Here is a 17487-nt window from a genome sequence, read left to right on the forward strand (position 1 = left end):
AATAGTTTGTAGATATTTATTCCCTGAGCGAGTGGTATAGTAAAACAGTTTGTAGACATATATGTCCTGAGCGAGTAGTATAGTAAAATAGTTTGTAGACCTATATTACCTGAGCGCGTAGTATAATAAAGTAGTTTGGTTTTATATATTACCTGAGCGCGTAGTATAATAAATTAAAAAAAATACCCGTTTGCTTTAGGTATAGCAAACGGGTAATTTTATAAAATGTATTCTTGTGGTTTTTTAAATAATCACCATTCATTATAAATAACTGAGTCGTTTATGACTGCATTGGCAACATGCTTACTTGTAGTTCCCAATGGTGCTAATAGCGTCCATGAATTAACATAAAATAAAGTTATTTTCTTTCCCTCAAAATCTTTTTTGGCTTTACTTATTTCAAATCCGTTTTCAAAACCGCGGTTGATGTAATATTTTATCTCATCGTTTTCCAATTCAAAGACCAAATCTTTAACACCACCTTCAGATACAGATTTAATGATGCCTGAAATTTCAATACAGTTGTCTTTGCCTTTATTCATAGGAATAAGTCCTGAGATTAAAAAGACAATGATCAAGGTAAATGTAATGTAAAAAACTTTCTTCATAATTTTATCCATTTTAGTATTAAGAGTAAAACGGATAAAATTACTTTTTATTGTTAGTTTCGATTAAAAATTAATTCCAAACATTACGCCATCGCCTTGAAATCCGCCTTGGTAAGAGCGAACATAATCCACTCGGAATATCCTAACTTTTCCAAAACCAAGGTTGCTCAATCCAACCGAAAACTCTTGGTATGGTTTTCTATCTGGAACTGCTAAGTTTTTAAAGCCAAGCATCAATTTTGATTGCAGTTTGTTCAACAACGGAATTTTATTCATAATATATCCTTTGTCATTGTGTTCAAAATGTGTTTCTAAATAACTGTCATTTGTACTAGCAGCATAATAAGGCAATAAATTGAACGAGTTGATGAACGATGTTCCAATCGAAACGTGCGTTTCATTTCCATTGAAATGTTTATAATCTACAAATGAAATGTTTTCGGCGTTAAAAAACTTTCCTGCTCTGATGTTTATTCCAGTTTCACCTTTGTTGCCAAGCGTTAAGTTTTGTGTAATTCTAGCCGTTACTTTATCATAATTATAGTTGTCATTATTAGAAGCAAATCCTTTTTCATATCCAAAAAGAAGTGTTGGATATTTGTCATTTCCAAGGTTGTATTTTCCATCAGGACGCGTGATGTATTCTTGTCCAAATTTAATTCTACCAGCAATATTCAGTTTTACTAAATTGTGTCTGTCGATTGCAGCAACAGTTTCGTCTAATGGCAACAACGGATTATTGGAAGTATATAAATCGTCATTTTTAATCAAAGTATAATCACTAGTGTTGAAAAGCGGTTTTCTTTCTGCATATTCAACAGCCGCAGTCATGTTCAAACCATTGAATATTTCTCTTGAAAAATTAGCCGTCACAAAATTCTTTTCATACAATTTCATGTAATTGTCTTTGAAAAACAAGGTGCTAACCATGTTAACTATTCTTGCAATTGGTTCTTCTGGATTGAATTGTGTTGCTACATTTCCACCAAAAACAGTCAAAAATGATTTGGATTTGTTGTCTAATTTTGCCGAAAAATAACCAGTTGGTCTAAATTTTTCATCTGAAAATCCATAAGCTAGGTTAGAACCAAACTGATAGTAGGTTTTTTTGTCTTCATTATTTTTAAAATACGACAAACCAATGCTAGTGTTATAACCTTGAACGGTGTTGAACGAAGTATTTAACGCTGGACCGTTATAATTGATAGTCCATTTTTTGAATGAGTTGGAATAGGAGTAACCGTTTATAATATCCAACAAGCCAAACTTGTTTTTCTTTTTATCGATGGAATCTAGATAGACTTGCGATTTTTTCTTCTCTTGCAAGGCATCTTTTTTCAAATAATCGGTAGTTTCTTCTTCGGTCAAAGGCACAGGACGAATGGTGTTCCAAAAAGAGTCTTCCTTTTTATTGGCATTTTCTTCAAATCGAATGACTTCGGCAGTGAAGGTTTTTTTATCAAATTTTTCTGGAAACTCAAAATTCGAAAACACATAGGTAAATCCACCCGAAATATTTACACCAAACATTCCAGCATCAAAGTCTAAAGTTTGGGTGTTTTTAGTCCAGATTTTTGATAGATTATTATAACTAAAACTTTGTTTTAAGTTCAAAACATTAATCGCTGGGTTTTGCATTTGCTTTCCAGTAAGTGAAACATCTACAGCATAAACCGCATACGTATCATCAACGATATAGATGTAACCCGACATTACTGGTTCGGTTTCTCTACGTGGAATGATTTTGATTTTATTGATTTGCTGACGGTTTTCGTTAAAGAATGAACCTTCAAATGAGTATTTGTAGTAATTAAAGGCATTGTCAGCAATTGGTGAAACTACATTGGTGTCAAATTCTAAATAATTGTCATAGAAATCAAAATTAGCTGAAGAAGCATTGTTAAAACTAAAACCATTGTCGTTTCCACTCACTTTTGAAGCTAAAATTACTTCTTTCAACTTGTCTGGTTTTTGGAAAGTAACTTTTGAAACCGTTTCCGATAAATATAAAATGCCACTACGAGTCGAGTCGATAATTTCATCAAAGAAATCGAGTTTTTGTCCTAAGATAGTTTTTGGTAAATTCTTAACTCTAAAAATACCTCTCGAATAAAAATCAGCAGTGTATCTAGCAGTTTTAGCTGCATTTGTCTTTTTATTCTTTATAGCATTTCTAATAATTTCGTTCGCGGGATTATCATTTGGATTGATAACTACTTCGTTCAACGAAATTTCTTCCTCCAAAAGAACAACCTCAATCGATATTGGATTTTCAGCAATATCAACAACTTGTTTACCTGTTTTATAACCGAGATATTGAAAAAGAATGACATGCTTTCCAGGTGTTTTGATGTTCAGTTCAAATTTCCCTAACTCGTTGGTAGTAGTAGCGGTATAGGTGTTTTCTTCAAAAATGTTCACAAACGGAAGCGGTTTTCCGGTAACATCTTTTACAACACCTTTAATTTGGGCTTGTGTTGCAACAGCAATCAGGAACAGTAATAAGAGAGTAAAGTTTTTTTTCATGGATTAGAATTTAATAGTTGAGTGGTATTATTATTTAGACGTAAAAAAATATAAAATGGTTGTATACTACTTTTAGTAAGAACAAAGAAAATCGCTTTTGTGAAAAACGTAGTTTCTAAAATAGTTCTTTTTAACACAAGAAAAAAAACTATGATTTCATTTGGATAGAAGTGAAATTACAAAAACGATTGTAAAGCTAATTCATAACTTTTCATTCCAAAACCAATTATTATTCCTTTAACATTTGGCGAAATAAACGAATGATGTCTAAACTCTTCTCTAGCAAAAGTATTTGAGATGTGCACTTCAATAACAGGAGTAGAAATAGCTTTCACTGCATCGGCAATTCCAACTGATGTATGAGTATAAGCTGCTGCATTAAGGATAATACCATCATAACTAAAACCAACTTCTTGAATTTTATCAATCAGTTCGCCTTCAATATTACTTTGAAAATAGTCCAATTCAACATGTTTAAACTTTGATCTTAATTCGTTGAAATAATCCTCAAATGTTTGACTGCCATAAATTTCGGGTTCGCGTTTTCCTAATAAATTTAGATTGGGTCCGTTGATGATGATGATTTTCATGAGATGAATTTTTAGTAAAAATAAAAAAACCGTTGCGAAATTAGCAACGGTTTTGTGATAAACTTATGATTTTATTAGAATGTATAACCAACAGAAAACTGGATAACTCTGTTCGTAACTTCAGCGTCTTTGTTAGCTTCCGTTAATCCCATGACATATCGAGCTTGAACAAAGAAGTTTTCAGTAATGTTATACCCTAATCCTGCAGCAGCTGCAAAATCAAAACTTTCGCCTTCAAATTGTTCTTCAACGTTTTCGTTTACTAAAAACGAAAACTGTGGTCCAGCTTCTAAACTTAACTTTTTACTAGTTAAATAAAATTTAGCCAATACTGGAACAGTAATGTAATTATAGTTAATATCCTTAATTCCTGCTTCATCAACCTTTGTCCCTTGCGAAGAATACAAAAGTTCTGGTTGTAATGATAAATTTTCCAAAAGACTGATTTCTGCAACAGCACCAAAATGAAAGCTTGTATAAATTGAACCTTCAACATTATCGCCTTCAAGATTAGCAAAGTTAGCACCAGCTTTTACACCAAATTTCAGCATTTGAGCGTGTAAAGAGTTTGCGCTCAACAATAAAATGAATAAAACAATTACTTTTTTCATGGATTTGAGTTTTAGAATTGATACAAATATATAACGAATTGTGAATGATTTTATTGTTTCTCTTAGACAAATAGTTTTAAGAATTCTCATTTTAGCGCTGTTTTTAAGTTAGGCTAGATTTGTTCATATTGGTGTTGAAATTGCTATTTTGTTGAAAAAGAGCTTTATAAATATTAATAATTGTTGATAAACTTGTTAATAACTACAAAACGACTTATTATTCCTAATAAATGAAACTTATAACTTTGTTTCTATTAATTTTAAAATTAAACAAACATGAAAAAAATTATTTTAACAGTAGCTGCGGTTTTCGCTTTTGGTGTTGCTAACGCTCAAGACAAAAAAGAATCTGCTGGTGGTCAAACATCAGAAGGAAAATGGTTAATCGAAGCTAACACAGGTAATGCTATGTTAGGAACTACAGGTTTCTATTTTGCATCACAAGATGGTGAGTCTACAATGAACTTAGGTTTAGATGGTGGTTATTTCATTATGGATGATTTAGCTATTAAAGCTGGTTTAGGTTACGGAAGTAATAGTGCAAATTCTACTAGTTCTTTTTCTTACCGTTTAGGTGCTAAATATTATGTTGAAAGCATGATACCTGTTACTCTTGATTTAACTGGAGCTTCTGGTGATGCAGTAGAGATTGCTAATGAAACACCAATGTGGTTAGGTATTGGTGCTGGTTATGCTTGGTTTTTAGGTGAAAACGTTTCTATTGAGCCAGGTTTACGTTACAACCACAGTTTGAATGAAAATTATACTGATAAAGCTGTTATTCAATTTAATATTGGTTTCGCTTTACACTTCTAAGAAGTTGTAATACTTATAATGAGAACCTCTCCATTGGAGAGGTTTTTTTATATCATTTCATTTCGTTACTTTGCTGTATGAATTGGAATAGTTATATCAAAAGTTTTCAAAATTACCTAAAGATAGAAAGAGGATTATCAAAAAACACCATTGATAACTACACTTTCGATTTAGAACGGTTATTACTTTTTTTATCTCAAAACCAAATAGAAGTTTCTCCTATTACTATAAAAGATGAAACCATTCAACAATTCATCTATACCATTTCTAAAGAACTCAATGCACGTTCGCAAGCTAGAATTCTTTCCGGGCTAAAAAGTTTCTTTAACTACCTGATTTTTGAAGACTATAGAACGGATAACCCTATGGAGTTAATTGAAGCCCCAAGAATAGGACGAAAATTACCCGATACACTTTCACTAGAAGAAATTGATGCACTCATTAGCGCCATTGATTTATCAAAACCTGAAGGAGAAAGAAATAGAGCTATGCTCGAAACCCTTTATGGCTGTGGATTACGCGTTTCTGAATTAGTAACTTTAAAAATATCAGACTTATTTTTTGATGAAGATTTTATCAAAATTACAGGTAAAGGAAACAAACAACGATTTGTTCCAATTGCCAATTCTACTAAAAAATATATTGACATTTACAGAAGCACTATCAGAAATCATTTGCAAATTTCTAAAAATCATGAAGATACATTATTTTTAAATCGAAGAGGAAAACAATTAACTCGAGCAATGATTTTTACGATTATTAAAAATTTAGCAGTTGCAATTAATTTACAGAAAAATATAAGTCCTCATACGCTAAGGCATTCATTTGCAACACATTTGTTAGAAAATGGAGCCGATCTTCGTTCTATTCAAATCATGCTCGGTCACGAGTCAATCACCACAACAGAAATTTATGTTCATCTCGATAAAATGCATCTTTCACAAATAATTAATGCATTTCATCCGAGAAAAATGTAGTTTGTCGATATTTTTATTATATTTGAAACGAATTTCAATTTTCCCCAAAGGTTGAAATTTGTAAAAAACTATAAACTTAACCACTAAAGCTATGTTACAAAAACCATATGCTGAAAAAAAATTTAATAGCGACAACGGTATTTTTTACAAGAAACTTGTAACTAAAATTCCGGATTTAATTTTTCAGCTTTCGTTATCGCCAACTGGCGATTTGAGTTCTCCTTTTCTTAACAAAGCCGTCATTAATTATTTCGAACTCTCCAGACAAGAGTTGCGAAACTTTGATTTAAGCCAACGAATCGTTCCTGATGATTTTCAAAAACTTTTAAGTTCTATCCAAAGTTTAGATAAAAACACTGATTTTTGGTCTCATGAATTCAGAGCCATTCTTCCAACTAAAGGATTACGTTGGTTTAAAGCTGTGGCTAATGTTGAACGGGATATTTACAATTATATTTCTCTATATGGAAGAATATCTGACATAACTGAAGAAAAGCAAAGAGATATTGAGCTAAAAATTTCTGAAGAGCGTTTTCAATTTGCTATGGAAGCATCTTCAAATGGTATCTGGGATTTAGATTTAAGAACAGGTAAGGTCTTTTTTTCTCCCCAATCATTACGAATACTTGAATTAACTCAAGATGATGTAATTGATACAAACGAAAAATGGGATGAGCGAATTCACCCTGATGATTTAGAAAAATATTTGAAAGATTTTAATATGCACATTAAAAGTGAAACCGATTATTTTGAAAACGCAAAGCGAATGAAGACTAAATCGGGTAATTATAAATGGATTTTGAGTAGTGGTAAAATCATAGAGCGAGACAAAAATGGACTTCCAACCAGATTAACAGGAACACATACCGATATAACCTCTCAAAAAGAAAACGAAACTGCAATATTAAAAAATTCGCAAATAATTAACGAGCAAAATAGTCGATTGTTAAATTTTGCGCACATCGTTTCCCACAATTTAAGCTCGCACACAGGCAATTTTAAAATGCTTCTAGATTTGATTGAAACTGAAAATGACTCGGAAACTGTTCTTGAAATTTTTGAGCATTTAAAAACTTCGTCAAACGCTTTAAATCAAACAATTGAACATTTAAAAGAGTTGGTTGACATCAATACACACATGGTTCATAAAAAAGAAAATTTGGATTTGAACCTCTATTTAAATAAAGTTTTAGGAATTTTAAGTGAAGAAATAAGCAACAACAAAGTGAAAATTTTTAAGCAGATTCCAAAAAAATGCAATATTGCTTTTAATCCTTCTTATTTAGAAAGTATTTTGCTTAATTTTACCACTAACGCAATTAAATATTCACATCCTGACCGAACACCAGAAATCTATTATTCCATGAGAAAAGAAGATGGGAAATGTGTTTTAGAAATTAAGGATAATGGATTAGGAATTGATTTAGAAAAGCACGGAAGAAAGCTTTTCGGGATGTATAAAACGTTTCACAAAAATAAAAATTCAAGAGGAATTGGATTGTTTATCACTAAAAATCAGATCGAATCAATGGGTGGAAATATAGAAGTAGAGAGTAAAACAAATATTGGGACAACTTTTAAAATCTTTTTTAGCAATGAAGTTTAATGATGTTTTTGTAGTCGATGATGATAAAATTTTTCATTTCATCATCAAAAAATTATTATTGAACAATAATATAAATGTTACCCCAAAGTTTTTTGAAAATGGATTACTTGCCATTGAAGGAATAAAATCCAAAATGGATAGAGGTGAAAATCCGCCCGATCTAATTTTATTAGATATCAATATGCCAATTCTTGACGGTTGGCAGTTTTTGGAAGAATTTAAAATAATTAAAGATAAATTAGCCAAAGAAATTATAATCTATATTGTTAGCTCATCCGATAATCAGTCGGATATGAGTAAAGCTAATGAATACCAAGATGAAGTCAAAGATTATTACTTAAAACCAATGACAGCCGAAGATTTGAAAACAATTTTTAGCTATCCAGCTTAGTTTTTTTCTTCTAATAAATCACTTAAATGCAATCGTAAAGCGGTTACAGAAATACTTATTTCCCAAAACGAAATAGCTAACGATATCAATAAGCAGAGCAAACTTGCTGAAAAAAGATAAATTCCAAAAATTTGTTGTTCTAAAAACAATAAAAACATTGCAAATACTGAAAGAAACAAGCACAAAACTCCAAAAAGTTGCATGTATCTAATCAAAGAAAGTCGCAAATTCAAGTTGTTGATTTGAAGTAAAATACTTTTGGTATGTTTCTCGTCATAATGACTTTTTAAACTTCTAACAATTTGAGCAATTGTTAAAAATCGATTGGTATAAGCCAATAAAATCAATGATGTAGCAGAAAAGAGTAGAGCAGGAGTTTCTATAGATAGTGTCATGTTATATTCGAAGTTTGATTTACGAGGTACGAAGTACGACAAATAAATTCAATAAAAAAACCTGCAAGTTATCACTCACAGGTCTTTTATCTATTAGTGAATTATCTGAAAGCTATTTAATCAACTCGAAACTTCTTTTTACAAAAGCGGTCAATTCTTCACCTTTCAATAATCCTTGAGAAATTTTAGCTAAATCTAAGGCTTGTTTTACTAAACTTTCTTGTACTGATTTATCTCCAGTATTTAAAATTGTTGTGGCTAATTCCGAGTTGGTATTTACAACCAAGTTATACATTTCAGGGAAATTACCCATGCCAAACATTCCGCCACCACCAGATTGGCTCATTTCTTTCATTCTTCTCATAAATTCGGGTTGCGTAATTATAAATGGTGCAGCAGTGCTGTCCAGAGGTTCGAGTTGAACTGAATAATTTGTTTTTGGAACAATTTCTTCTAAAACAGTTTTCAATTGTGTCGATTCATCTTCAGAAAGTTTAGAAATTTGAGTTTCCTCTTTTTGGATTAATTTTTCAATATGATCTGAGTCAACACGAGTAAATGTTAAATTTTCGTTATCCGCTTCCAATTTTTGTATCAAATGCGAAACAATTGGAGAGTCTAGCAATACTACTTGATATCCTTTTTGCTTTGCAATTTCAATGTAACTGTGTTGCGCATCTTTGTTTGAAGCATAAAGCACAACTAGTTTTCCATTTTTATCTGTTTGATTTGTTGCAATTGTTTCTTTCAATTCCGCTAACGTATAATACTTGTCATCAACAGTTGGATACAGAACAAAATCACCAGCTTTTTCATAGAACTTTGGTTCTGAAAGCATTCCATATTCTAAAACGATTTTAATGTCGTTCCATTTTTGTTCAAAATCTTCACGGTTCTCATTAAAAAGTGATTTCAATTTATCAGCAACTTTTCGGGTGATGTAATTTGAAATTTTCTTCACATTTCCATCAGCTTGAAGATAGGAACGAGAAACATTTAATGGAATATCTGGCGAATCAATTACACCTTTCAACATTCCTAAAAATTCAGGAACAATTCCTTCTACATTATCAGTAACATAAACTTGATTTTGGTATAATTGAATTTTGTCTTTTTGCAGTTGCAAATCCGAAGACATCTTCGGGAAATATAAAATACCAGTCAAATTGAATGGATAATCTACATTTAAATGAATGTTGAACAATGGTTCTTCAAACTGCATTGGATACAACTCTCTATAGAAGTTTTTATAATCTTCATCAGTCAAATCAACAGGTTGTTTTGTCCAAGCTGGATTTGGATTATTGATGATGTTGTCAACTTCAATTTGTTCTGGTTTTGCATTTTCAGCGGCATCTTCAGATAAAGGAAGCGATTCTTTTCTTGTTCCAAATTTGATTGGAATTGGCATGAATTTATTGTACTTAGTCAACAATTCACGAATTTTATATTCTTCCAAGAAATCTAATGAATCTTCTGCTATGTGAAGAATTATCTCTGTTCCTCTGTCAGTTTTGTCATGTGGTACAAGCGTAAATTCTGGACTTCCGTCACATGTCCAATGTGCAGCAGGTTCATCTTTGAATGATTTTGTAATGATTTCCACTTTTTCGGCTACCATAAAGGCGGAATAAAAACCAAGACCAAAATGACCAATAATTCCTGAATCTTTGGCAGAGTCTTTATATTTTTCTAAAAATTCCTCGGCACCAGAAAACGCAACTTGGTTGATGTATTTTTCTACTTCGTCCGCAGTCATTCCTAAACCTTGATCAATAATATGAAGTTTTTTTCCGTCTTTGTCGATTTTAACTTCAATAATAGGATTACCATATTCCACTTTGGCTTCTCCAATAGAAGTTAGATGTTTTAGTTTTAAAGTAGCATCTGTTGCATTGGAAACCAATTCACGCAAGAAAATTTCGTGGTCGCTGTATAAAAACTTCTTGATTAGTGGAAAGATGTTTTCTACTGATACATTAATTTTTCCTGTTGTCATATTCTTTGATTTTATGTTTAAATAATTTTAATACTAATTACTAGTCAAATCTAATACCAAAATCTATTTCTATGACAAATTGACGTAGTAACAATTCTACAATCAAATAGAACTAATTTATAAAATGCAATTGAAAATGGGCGTATCTTTGCCAATAATTAAATGTAAAATATTATAGAGATGAAAAAAATTATTTTAACAGTCTTATTTTCGGTTTTACTATTGGGATGCAAATCAAAATCGGCAACCAATACAAAGCTTGATAATAAATCTGAAGTTGCGATTAAAGGAAATTGGAGAATTGCTTCAGTTGGATTTCCTGGTTCAGATGTTATGAAATTGACATCTTTTGATTTGGCTGATTCTAAATGTTTTATTGGAAGTACGTGGAAATTTGTTTCCAATAATAACAAAGGAAATTTTACTTTGAATAGTCCAAGTTGTACTTCTTATTCAACACCAATTACATGGTTTATCAATAAAGAAGGTGAGTTTGTTATGAAAATTTTAGATGAAGCAAAAGCTAAAAAAGTTAAATCTGGTTATGTATTGAAAGTGGCTAACCAAACTGCAAGTTCATTTCAACTTATTGAAAAAGTGGATGTTGCTGGAAAAATAACAGATGTTGTTTATCAATTTGAAAGATTAAATTAAAAAATTATGAAAAAGTATACTTCTATTTTTGTAGCATGTTTAATGCTACTATCGACAGTTTTTACAAGTTGTGAAGCTGTAAAAAACACAAATAATACACAACGTGGTGCTGGAATTGGTGTTGCCGCTGGAGCTGTTCTAGGTGCAGTTTTAGGAAATAACCTTGGAAAAGGTGGAAACGGTGCTCTTGGTGCTGTTCTTGGTGGCGTAATTGGTGGTGTTGCTGGTGGTGTTATTGGAAACAAAATGGACAAACAAGCACGCGAAATTGAAACAGTTTTACCTGGTGTTGAAGTTGAAAGAGTAGGTGAAGGAATTAAATTAGTTTTGGGTGAAAATGCAGTTCGTTTTGATACAAACAAATCAACTTTAACTTCTAATGCTAAAGCGAATTTGGATAAACTTGTTTCTGTTTTTGAACATTATCCAGATACCAATATCCAAATTTATGGTTATACTGATAGCACTGGTGCAGCTGATTATAATTTAAAATTATCAGAACAAAGAGCAGCATCTGTTAAATCTTATTTGGCAGGTAAAGGTCTTGCAGCTTCTAGATTTAATACTACTGGTCTAGGAATTGCTGATCCAATTGCAACAAATGATACTCCTGATGGAAGAAGCAAAAACCGTAGAGTAGAATTTGCTATTACGGCAAATGAGAAAATGGTTCAAGATGCTCAGAAAGAAGCAGGGAAATAATTAAGCCTCATGTAATTAATCTAAAGCGACTATATTTTTAGTCGCTTTTTTATTATTTAAAACTTTAACAAAACTTTTTGTTTAATTATTTGCTTAATTTGTTAAACAATTTGTAACTTTACAATGTATTTAAAATCAATAAAATGGCAACAGCTAAAAAGACAAGTTCTAAAAAAGAAATAATTGATGATTTGAGTATTATGAGTCATTTCATGACAGATGTTTTAGAAAACAATGAAGAACCAAAGAATATTTATACTTTTTGTAAAAAACACGATTTAGACGAAAGTCAGTTTTATTCTTTTTTTGGTTCGTTCGAATCGTTAAAAGAAGCTATATGGTTGAAGTTTTTTGAAAATGCATCTGCAGCGATGTCAAAAGACCCAAAAATTGAAAGTTATTCTAACAAAGAAAAATTATTGACTTTATATTTTACTTTGTTTGAAATTTTAACGTTGAATAGGACTTATGTGTTGTTTTATTTGAAAGAAAACAAGGAAGGATTGAAAAATTTAAAAAGCTTAAAACAATTCAGAAACCATTTTAAAGAATATATCGTAAGTATAATTAATTCAAATGAGACAATGGTTTCAGGAAGAATTAATAAAGTTACTGAACCTGTTTTTTCAGAAGGAGCATGGATACAGTTTTTATTTTTATTGAAATTTTGGATTGACGATACATCAAAAAGTTTTGAAAAAACAGATGTCTTGATTGAGAAATCGGTTAATACTGTTGTTGATTTATTAGATACAAAACAATTAGAGAATTTATTTGATTTGGGTAAATTTCTTTGGAAAGAAAAATTTAATTAATGAAAACATTAGACAAAATTCCAACAGGAAAAATTGAACGTGCAACCCAATTAGTCAAAACTGGCATTAAAGTTGGAGGAAATTATGTTGCTTACTATGGTGAGAAACTGGTTAATCCAAACTTAACAAAAGATAAATTGAATGAAGACAATGCTGAAGATATTTATGATGGATTAAAGAATTTAAAAGGAAGTGCTTTAAAAGTGGCTCAAATGTTGAGCATGGATAAAAGTATTATGCCACAAGCTTATGTTGATAAGTTTTCACTTTCTCAATTTTCGGTTCCGCCATTATCAGCGCCATTGGTGAGAAAAACATTTAAAAAATATTTAGGAAAATATCCTGAAGAAATATATGATACGTTTACACCAGATGCCATGAATGCGGCCAGTATTGGTCAGGTGCATAAAGCAACAAAAAATGGTAAGAGTTTTGCAGTGAAAATTCAATATCCTGGTGTTGCAGAAAGTATTAGTTCAGATTTAGCTTTAGTTAAACCATTTGCAACGAGAATGTTTAATTTGAAAGGAAAGGATTCAGAGAAATATTTCATTGAAGTTGAAAATAAATTACTCGAAGAAACGGATTATGTTTTAGAATTAAAACAAAGTTTGGAAGTATCTGATTGGTGTAGTAAAATTGAAAATTTGTGTTTTCCAAAGTATTATTCTGAATATTCTTCAGAGAAGATTTTAACGATGGAATGGATTGAAGGGAAACATCTTTCGGAGTTTACATCACAGAATGACGATAGAGTAAAAGGAGATAAAATTGGTCAAGCACTTTGGGATTTTTATATGTTTCAAATGCATCATTTACGACAAGTACATGCCGATCCACATCCTGGTAATTTTTTAATTGATAAAGATGACAATCTGGTAGCGATAGATTTTGGTTGTATAAAGCAAGTTCCTGAGGAGTTTTATGTTCCTTATTTTGAATTGGCTAAACCAGAAGTTATTGATAACCCAAAGATTTTTAATGAAAAATTATTCGAATTAGAAATTTTACGTCTCGATGATAGCAAAGAAGAGATTGAGTATTTTACCAAGATATTCCATGATTTACTGAGTTTGTTTACAAAACCGTTTCATGGAGATTATTTTGACTTTTCGGATGATGATTTTTTTGGAAAAATAGCAGAAATGGGTGAAGAATTTTCAAAAGACACACAATTGAGAAAAATGAATGGCAACAGAGGTTCAAAACATTTTTTATATATTAACAGAACGTTCTTTGGATTGTATAATTTATTACACGATTTGAAAGCAAGAATAGAAACAAAAACATACGAAAAATATATTCCATAATTTTAATTGTTTTATTGGTTAGGTTGATTAGAGCGATAACTCCACGTTTGAGTATCGCTCTTATCTTTTTTACCTAATTTGAATTATTTCAAAGAATGTTTTAGCAGGAAATGCATCAACATTTACTGATGTTTGATAGTTTTCTGCAAATATTTCGATAGTTCCACCTATTGCTAGATTAACTGCACAACTGATGTTTCTAAAAACAGGGCCAAGATTGGAATGGTTACCTGTCATCTGTTGATATAGAACTCCATTCACATATACTCCAATAGAATAAAATTCTTGATTACTTTGATCATTTGTATGAAATGAAGCATTAACTTGATATAGACCAGCTTTAGATGCAGTAAAAGTTCCACCAGCAAATTCTGAATTAGTATCTATTACTTCACTATCGAAATTTATTTTTTGCCAATTAGACGTTGTTAAACTTTGGTTGGCACTTAGATTTACTTTTGTATAAGAATACGTGTTTACAGGATTTTGAACCCACGAAGCATTTCCAGTAGCATCACTTTGCATGATATAATTGGCTGCTGCACCATTTGTCATTTGAAAATCGGTTGTTCTTGTTTTTCCTGCTATTTCTAATTTGTTTCCAGCTGATGGAGGAATTCCAATTCCAACATTTGTTCCATCGTCTTGTATAATACTATTTACTAATCCAGTTCCATTCCATTTTGATATAGTGTTTATTGTAGTTGTTTGTACTTTTGGATCTACTTCGGCTATTGCTAGTGTTGAAGCATTTACCCAAGATGTTGTTCCAGCACCATTGGTTTGTAATACTTGTCCAACTGTACCACGAACATTTGGTAGGGAATATCCTGGAGCTGCTGCTGGATTACTAATTTGAAGCGTTCCATTAATACGAACAATATTGTTATCAAATTCACCATAAATCAAAGCAGCGTCTGCATTTGCATTGGAATTTTCTATATATAATTTGTTGGAAGTTGTTTCATTTAATCCAGCTTGATATCCTAATGCAACATTACCTGTACCAGTATTATTTCTTAAAGCATTATATCCAACGGCAACGTTATTTGCTGAAGCTCCAAATACTAGTAATGAATTTGAACCAATTGCTGTATTAAATGAACCTGTTGTTCTTAAACCAGCTTGATGACCAAAAAAAGCATTATTATTTGCTGCACCAGTATTGTATCTTCCAGCCTCGAAACCTACATAGGTATTATTTGCACCAGAACCATGTTCATCTCCAGCAAGAGTTCCCATAGCGGTATTATTAGCACCAGTATTTATTCTTAAAGTGCTTGATCCAACAGCAGTATTACCTAATGCGTTTGTATTACCTTGTAGCGCATCATACCCAATAGCAGTATTGTTATTTCCTGAATTGGAAAATAGTGCATGCCATCCAATTGCTGTTGAATTACTTGATGTTGATGTTGTTCCCCACATAGCTTCAAAACCAACTACAGTATTTGAGCTACCTGAATTTCTTCCTAAAGCACGTTCTCCGATTGCTACATTAGAAGAACCAGCTGTATTAGATGTTTGCGCTTGATATCCAACAGCCGTATTTGAAGTACCAGATGTGATTGATGAAGATGCTTGCGTACCTAAGGCAGTGTTTTTAGTTCCAATTGTATTTGCAGTTAATGCACTAAAGCCAACAGCTGTATTATCGCTTGCTGTATTTACTGCCAATGCGTTTGTTCCAATAGCTGTATTAGAACCACCAAGTATATTGGTAACTAATGCTCTTTGTCCAATTGCTGTATTATTCTGTCCTGTTGTATTTGCAGCTAATGCTGAAGCACCAACTGCAGTGTTATTTGAAGCAGTTGAATTAGCAGTTAAAGCACTTGTTCCAATTGCTACATTAGAAGATCCTGTTGTATTTGCTCCTAATGAACTTGTTCCAAAAGCAGCATTATTTGTTCCTGTAGTTGCTATATTTAATGCGCCAACTCCTAGTGATGTATTTGTGGATTGAATTTTCCCAGATGCTATATTGTTTCTTCTAAATGATACATCCACATCATCGGTTGTTCCCATAAAATTAGTTGTTCCTGATAATCCAGCATTACCAGTAGTTGTCCAATCATTTGTTGTTACTCCTGTTGCCAAACGTACCCATATAGTTCCGTTCCAATAATAAAAGCCTGATGTAACATCTGAAACATTCGCTGTATTATATACTAATTCGGAAATTGTTGGTAGTGTTAAGGGTAATGCGCTTGTTGTTGTTGTTAATGCTACTCTTGGAATTAACAATCCGTCATTTGTAGAGGTAATATCTAAAATACCTTGTGGATTTGGTTGACTAATACCAATATTTTTTGTTGCTCCGACACTTCCATAAATGGTATTTCCAATATTTAATTGATCACTTCCACTTGCTACTGGAGCAACAGTATTGGCTCCAATCATTATATTATTTGAACCAGTAGTTAAAGCAAAACCAGCATCAAATCCAATGGCTGTGTTGTTTGAACCTGTACTTGTTTGTAAACTTCGATATCCAAGTGCGCTATTACCTGTACCAGTTAAGTTATCTCTTAGTGATGTAAAACCGACAGCAGTATTATTATTTGCATTTGAATTTGTTAATGCGTTTCGACCAATTGCAACATTAGCATTAGCATTTGTGTTAGCATATAGAGCACCAACGCCAACGGCCGTATTTTCACTTCCGCTTATGTTTGAAAATAAAACAGACTCTCCAAAACCTGTATTTCTTCTTCCAGAAGTTAAACTAGGCATTGTGTTTGCTCCAAATGCAGTATTTCTAATTCCTGTTTGTGAACCAACATTGATTGTTGGATTTACTAATGAGTTGGCTCCAAATGAAGTATTACTATTATTAAAAACAAAAGTAACTGGTGTGAAAATAGGATCACCAATATAACCAGCTCTAAAATTATTTCTTCTAATTACAAAATCTTGATTATCCGTTGTTCCAATGAAATTTGTAGATGGATTTGTTCCGTTATTTCCACTAATTTTCCAACTATCATTATCATTTCCAGTTGTCAATTTAATCCAAACTGTTCCGTCAAAATAGTAATATCCTACTGACGTTACATTTATTGTTGTTAAAGTTGCCGAGCCATTTGATATATCATCTACATAGATCATTGTTGAGGTTGGAGTTCCTGTCATTGTTTGAGCTCTTAATCTAGAAACTCTAGGAATTAACAAGCCATCAACTGATGTTCCCGTCAAACTGGTTGCCGTTATATCTAATGTTGACTGAGGTGTTGTAGTTCCAATTCCAACTTGTGCGTATGTACCAATGGATGCTAATAGTAATACTGTAAATAACTTGGTTTTCAACTTTTTCATTTTTTTTATTCTTTTTTAAAAATTAAAAACGCCTCTCAATAAAGAGAGGCATTTTTATTATCAATATTTAATCTAAACTTATCTCTTAATCATACGTAATGATTTAGCATTACCATCTTGGCTAACAACTACGTTGTAAACTCCAGTTGGATAACGCTCTCCGATAGCT

Annotated in this window: 15 protein-coding genes; 8 read left to right on the forward strand and 7 right to left on the reverse strand. The window is 31.8% G+C overall.

Features of this window, described 5'->3' with window-relative positions; genetic code table 11:
• Positions 1 to 251: 251 nt before the first annotated feature.
• From BC748_RS00770 to BC748_RS00785, 4 genes are all read right to left on the reverse strand, one after another.
• On the reverse strand, positions 252 to 608 hold the full coding sequence (locus BC748_RS00770; protein WP_133531555.1) for a hypothetical protein: 357 nt from the start codon (positions 606 to 608) through the stop codon (positions 252 to 254).
• Positions 609 to 671: 63 nt separating this feature from the next.
• Complete coding sequence (locus BC748_RS00775) at positions 672 to 3134, reverse strand: DUF5686 and carboxypeptidase regulatory-like domain-containing protein (protein WP_133531556.1); 2463 nt, start codon at positions 3132 to 3134, stop codon at positions 672 to 674.
• A gap of 176 nt (positions 3135 to 3310) precedes the next feature.
• Positions 3311 to 3724 (reverse strand): type II 3-dehydroquinate dehydratase, encoded by a 414-nt coding sequence (gene aroQ, locus BC748_RS00780; RefSeq protein ID WP_133531557.1) that lies wholly within the window; start codon positions 3722 to 3724, stop codon positions 3311 to 3313.
• Positions 3725 to 3798: 74 nt separating this feature from the next.
• Positions 3799 to 4335: a porin family protein gene (locus BC748_RS00785; protein ID WP_133531558.1), complete on the reverse strand. Its 537-nt coding sequence runs from the start codon at positions 4333 to 4335 to the stop codon at positions 3799 to 3801.
• Between the two features lie 276 nt (positions 4336 to 4611).
• Between BC748_RS00785 and BC748_RS00790 the strand changes: the two genes are divergently transcribed.
• From BC748_RS00790 to BC748_RS00805, 4 genes are all read left to right on the forward strand, one after another.
• The gene (locus BC748_RS00790) at positions 4612 to 5151 is read left to right on the forward strand and encodes a porin family protein (RefSeq protein WP_133531559.1); all 540 of its coding nucleotides are present in this window, start codon (positions 4612 to 4614) and stop codon (positions 5149 to 5151) included.
• Positions 5152 to 5228: 77 nt separating this feature from the next.
• Entirely contained in the window at positions 5229 to 6128 is a 900-nt protein-coding gene (gene xerD, locus BC748_RS00795) for a site-specific tyrosine recombinase XerD (protein WP_133531560.1), read from the forward strand.
• 91 nt (positions 6129 to 6219) lie between these two features.
• On the forward strand, positions 6220 to 7734 hold the full coding sequence (locus BC748_RS00800; RefSeq protein ID WP_133531561.1) for a PAS domain-containing sensor histidine kinase: 1515 nt from the start codon (positions 6220 to 6222) through the stop codon (positions 7732 to 7734).
• Positions 7724 to 8125, forward strand: coding sequence for a response regulator (locus BC748_RS00805; RefSeq protein WP_133531562.1), 402 nt, complete (start codon positions 7724 to 7726; stop codon positions 8123 to 8125). Before BC748_RS00800 ends, BC748_RS00805 begins: the two co-directional genes overlap by 11 nt.
• Here BC748_RS00805 and BC748_RS00810 read toward each other — a convergent pair.
• The gene (locus BC748_RS00810) at positions 8122 to 8520 is read right to left on the reverse strand and encodes a DUF2721 domain-containing protein (RefSeq protein WP_133531563.1); all 399 of its coding nucleotides are present in this window, start codon (positions 8518 to 8520) and stop codon (positions 8122 to 8124) included. The two genes, BC748_RS00805 and BC748_RS00810, sit on opposite strands and share 4 nt — an antisense overlap.
• 112 nt (positions 8521 to 8632) lie before the next feature.
• A complete protein-coding gene (gene htpG / locus BC748_RS00815) occupies positions 8633 to 10519 on the reverse strand; it encodes a molecular chaperone HtpG (RefSeq protein ID WP_133531564.1) in 1887 nt (628 codons plus the stop codon).
• A gap of 180 nt (positions 10520 to 10699) precedes the next feature.
• Here htpG and BC748_RS00820 point away from each other — a divergent pair, with 180 nt between their 5' ends.
• From BC748_RS00820 to BC748_RS00835, 4 genes are all read left to right on the forward strand, one after another.
• Complete coding sequence (locus tag BC748_RS00820; protein WP_133531565.1) at positions 10700 to 11173, forward strand: lipocalin family protein; 474 nt, start codon at positions 10700 to 10702, stop codon at positions 11171 to 11173.
• 6 nt (positions 11174 to 11179) lie between these two features.
• Complete coding sequence (locus BC748_RS00825; RefSeq protein ID WP_133531566.1) at positions 11180 to 11875, forward strand: YiaD family glycine zipper/OmpA-like lipoprotein; 696 nt, start codon at positions 11180 to 11182, stop codon at positions 11873 to 11875.
• A gap of 143 nt (positions 11876 to 12018) precedes the next feature.
• Positions 12019 to 12690 (forward strand): TetR family transcriptional regulator C-terminal domain-containing protein, encoded by a 672-nt coding sequence (locus tag BC748_RS00830; protein WP_133531567.1) that lies wholly within the window; start codon positions 12019 to 12021, stop codon positions 12688 to 12690.
• A complete protein-coding gene (locus tag BC748_RS00835) occupies positions 12690 to 14000 on the forward strand; it encodes an ABC1 kinase family protein (RefSeq protein WP_133531568.1) in 1311 nt (436 codons plus the stop codon). Before BC748_RS00830 ends, BC748_RS00835 begins: the two co-directional genes overlap by 1 nt.
• A gap of 69 nt (positions 14001 to 14069) precedes the next feature.
• Here the strand turns inward: BC748_RS00835 and BC748_RS00840 are convergent, their stop codons facing one another.
• Positions 14070 to 17318, reverse strand: a complete 3249-nt coding sequence (locus BC748_RS00840) for a beta strand repeat-containing protein (RefSeq protein ID WP_133531569.1) — start codon at positions 17316 to 17318, stop codon at positions 14070 to 14072.
• Between the last annotated feature and the right edge of the window lie 169 nt (positions 17319 to 17487).

Origin of the sequence: Flavobacterium dankookense (genome assembly GCF_004362665.1) — a bacterium.
In the GTDB taxonomy this organism is placed as follows: Bacteria; Bacteroidota; Bacteroidia; order Flavobacteriales; family Flavobacteriaceae; genus Flavobacterium; species Flavobacterium dankookense.

Excerpts from the sequence above, each read along its gene's own strand:
- BC748_RS00800 (WP_133531561.1), top strand. The coding sequence starts at position 6,220 with ATGTTACAAAAACCATATGCTGAAAAAAAATTTAATAGCGACAACGGT.
- BC748_RS00790 (WP_133531559.1), top strand. The coding sequence starts at position 4,612 with ATGAAAAAAATTATTTTAACAGTAGCTGCGGTTTTCGCTTTTGGTGTT.
- BC748_RS00770 (WP_133531555.1), bottom strand. The coding sequence starts at position 608 with ATGAAGAAAGTTTTTTACATTACATTTACCTTGATCATTGTCTTTTTA.
- BC748_RS00810 (WP_133531563.1), bottom strand. The coding sequence starts at position 8,520 with ATGACACTATCTATAGAAACTCCTGCTCTACTCTTTTCTGCTACATCA.
- BC748_RS00835 (WP_133531568.1), top strand. The coding sequence starts at position 12,690 with ATGAAAACATTAGACAAAATTCCAACAGGAAAAATTGAACGTGCAACC.
- xerD (WP_133531560.1), top strand. The coding sequence starts at position 5,229 with ATGAATTGGAATAGTTATATCAAAAGTTTTCAAAATTACCTAAAGATA.
- BC748_RS00820 (WP_133531565.1), top strand. The coding sequence starts at position 10,700 with ATGAAAAAAATTATTTTAACAGTCTTATTTTCGGTTTTACTATTGGGA.
- BC748_RS00830 (WP_133531567.1), top strand. The coding sequence starts at position 12,019 with ATGGCAACAGCTAAAAAGACAAGTTCTAAAAAAGAAATAATTGATGAT.
- BC748_RS00775 (WP_133531556.1), bottom strand. The coding sequence starts at position 3,134 with ATGAAAAAAAACTTTACTCTCTTATTACTGTTCCTGATTGCTGTTGCA.
- BC748_RS00785 (WP_133531558.1), bottom strand. The coding sequence starts at position 4,335 with ATGAAAAAAGTAATTGTTTTATTCATTTTATTGTTGAGCGCAAACTCT.
- BC748_RS00825 (WP_133531566.1), top strand. The coding sequence starts at position 11,180 with ATGAAAAAGTATACTTCTATTTTTGTAGCATGTTTAATGCTACTATCG.
- aroQ (WP_133531557.1), bottom strand. The coding sequence starts at position 3,724 with ATGAAAATCATCATCATCAACGGACCCAATCTAAATTTATTAGGAAAA.
- BC748_RS00805 (WP_133531562.1), top strand. The coding sequence starts at position 7,724 with ATGAAGTTTAATGATGTTTTTGTAGTCGATGATGATAAAATTTTTCAT.
- BC748_RS00840 (WP_133531569.1), bottom strand. The coding sequence starts at position 17,318 with ATGAAAAAGTTGAAAACCAAGTTATTTACAGTATTACTATTAGCATCC.
- htpG (WP_133531564.1), bottom strand. The coding sequence starts at position 10,519 with ATGACAACAGGAAAAATTAATGTATCAGTAGAAAACATCTTTCCACTA.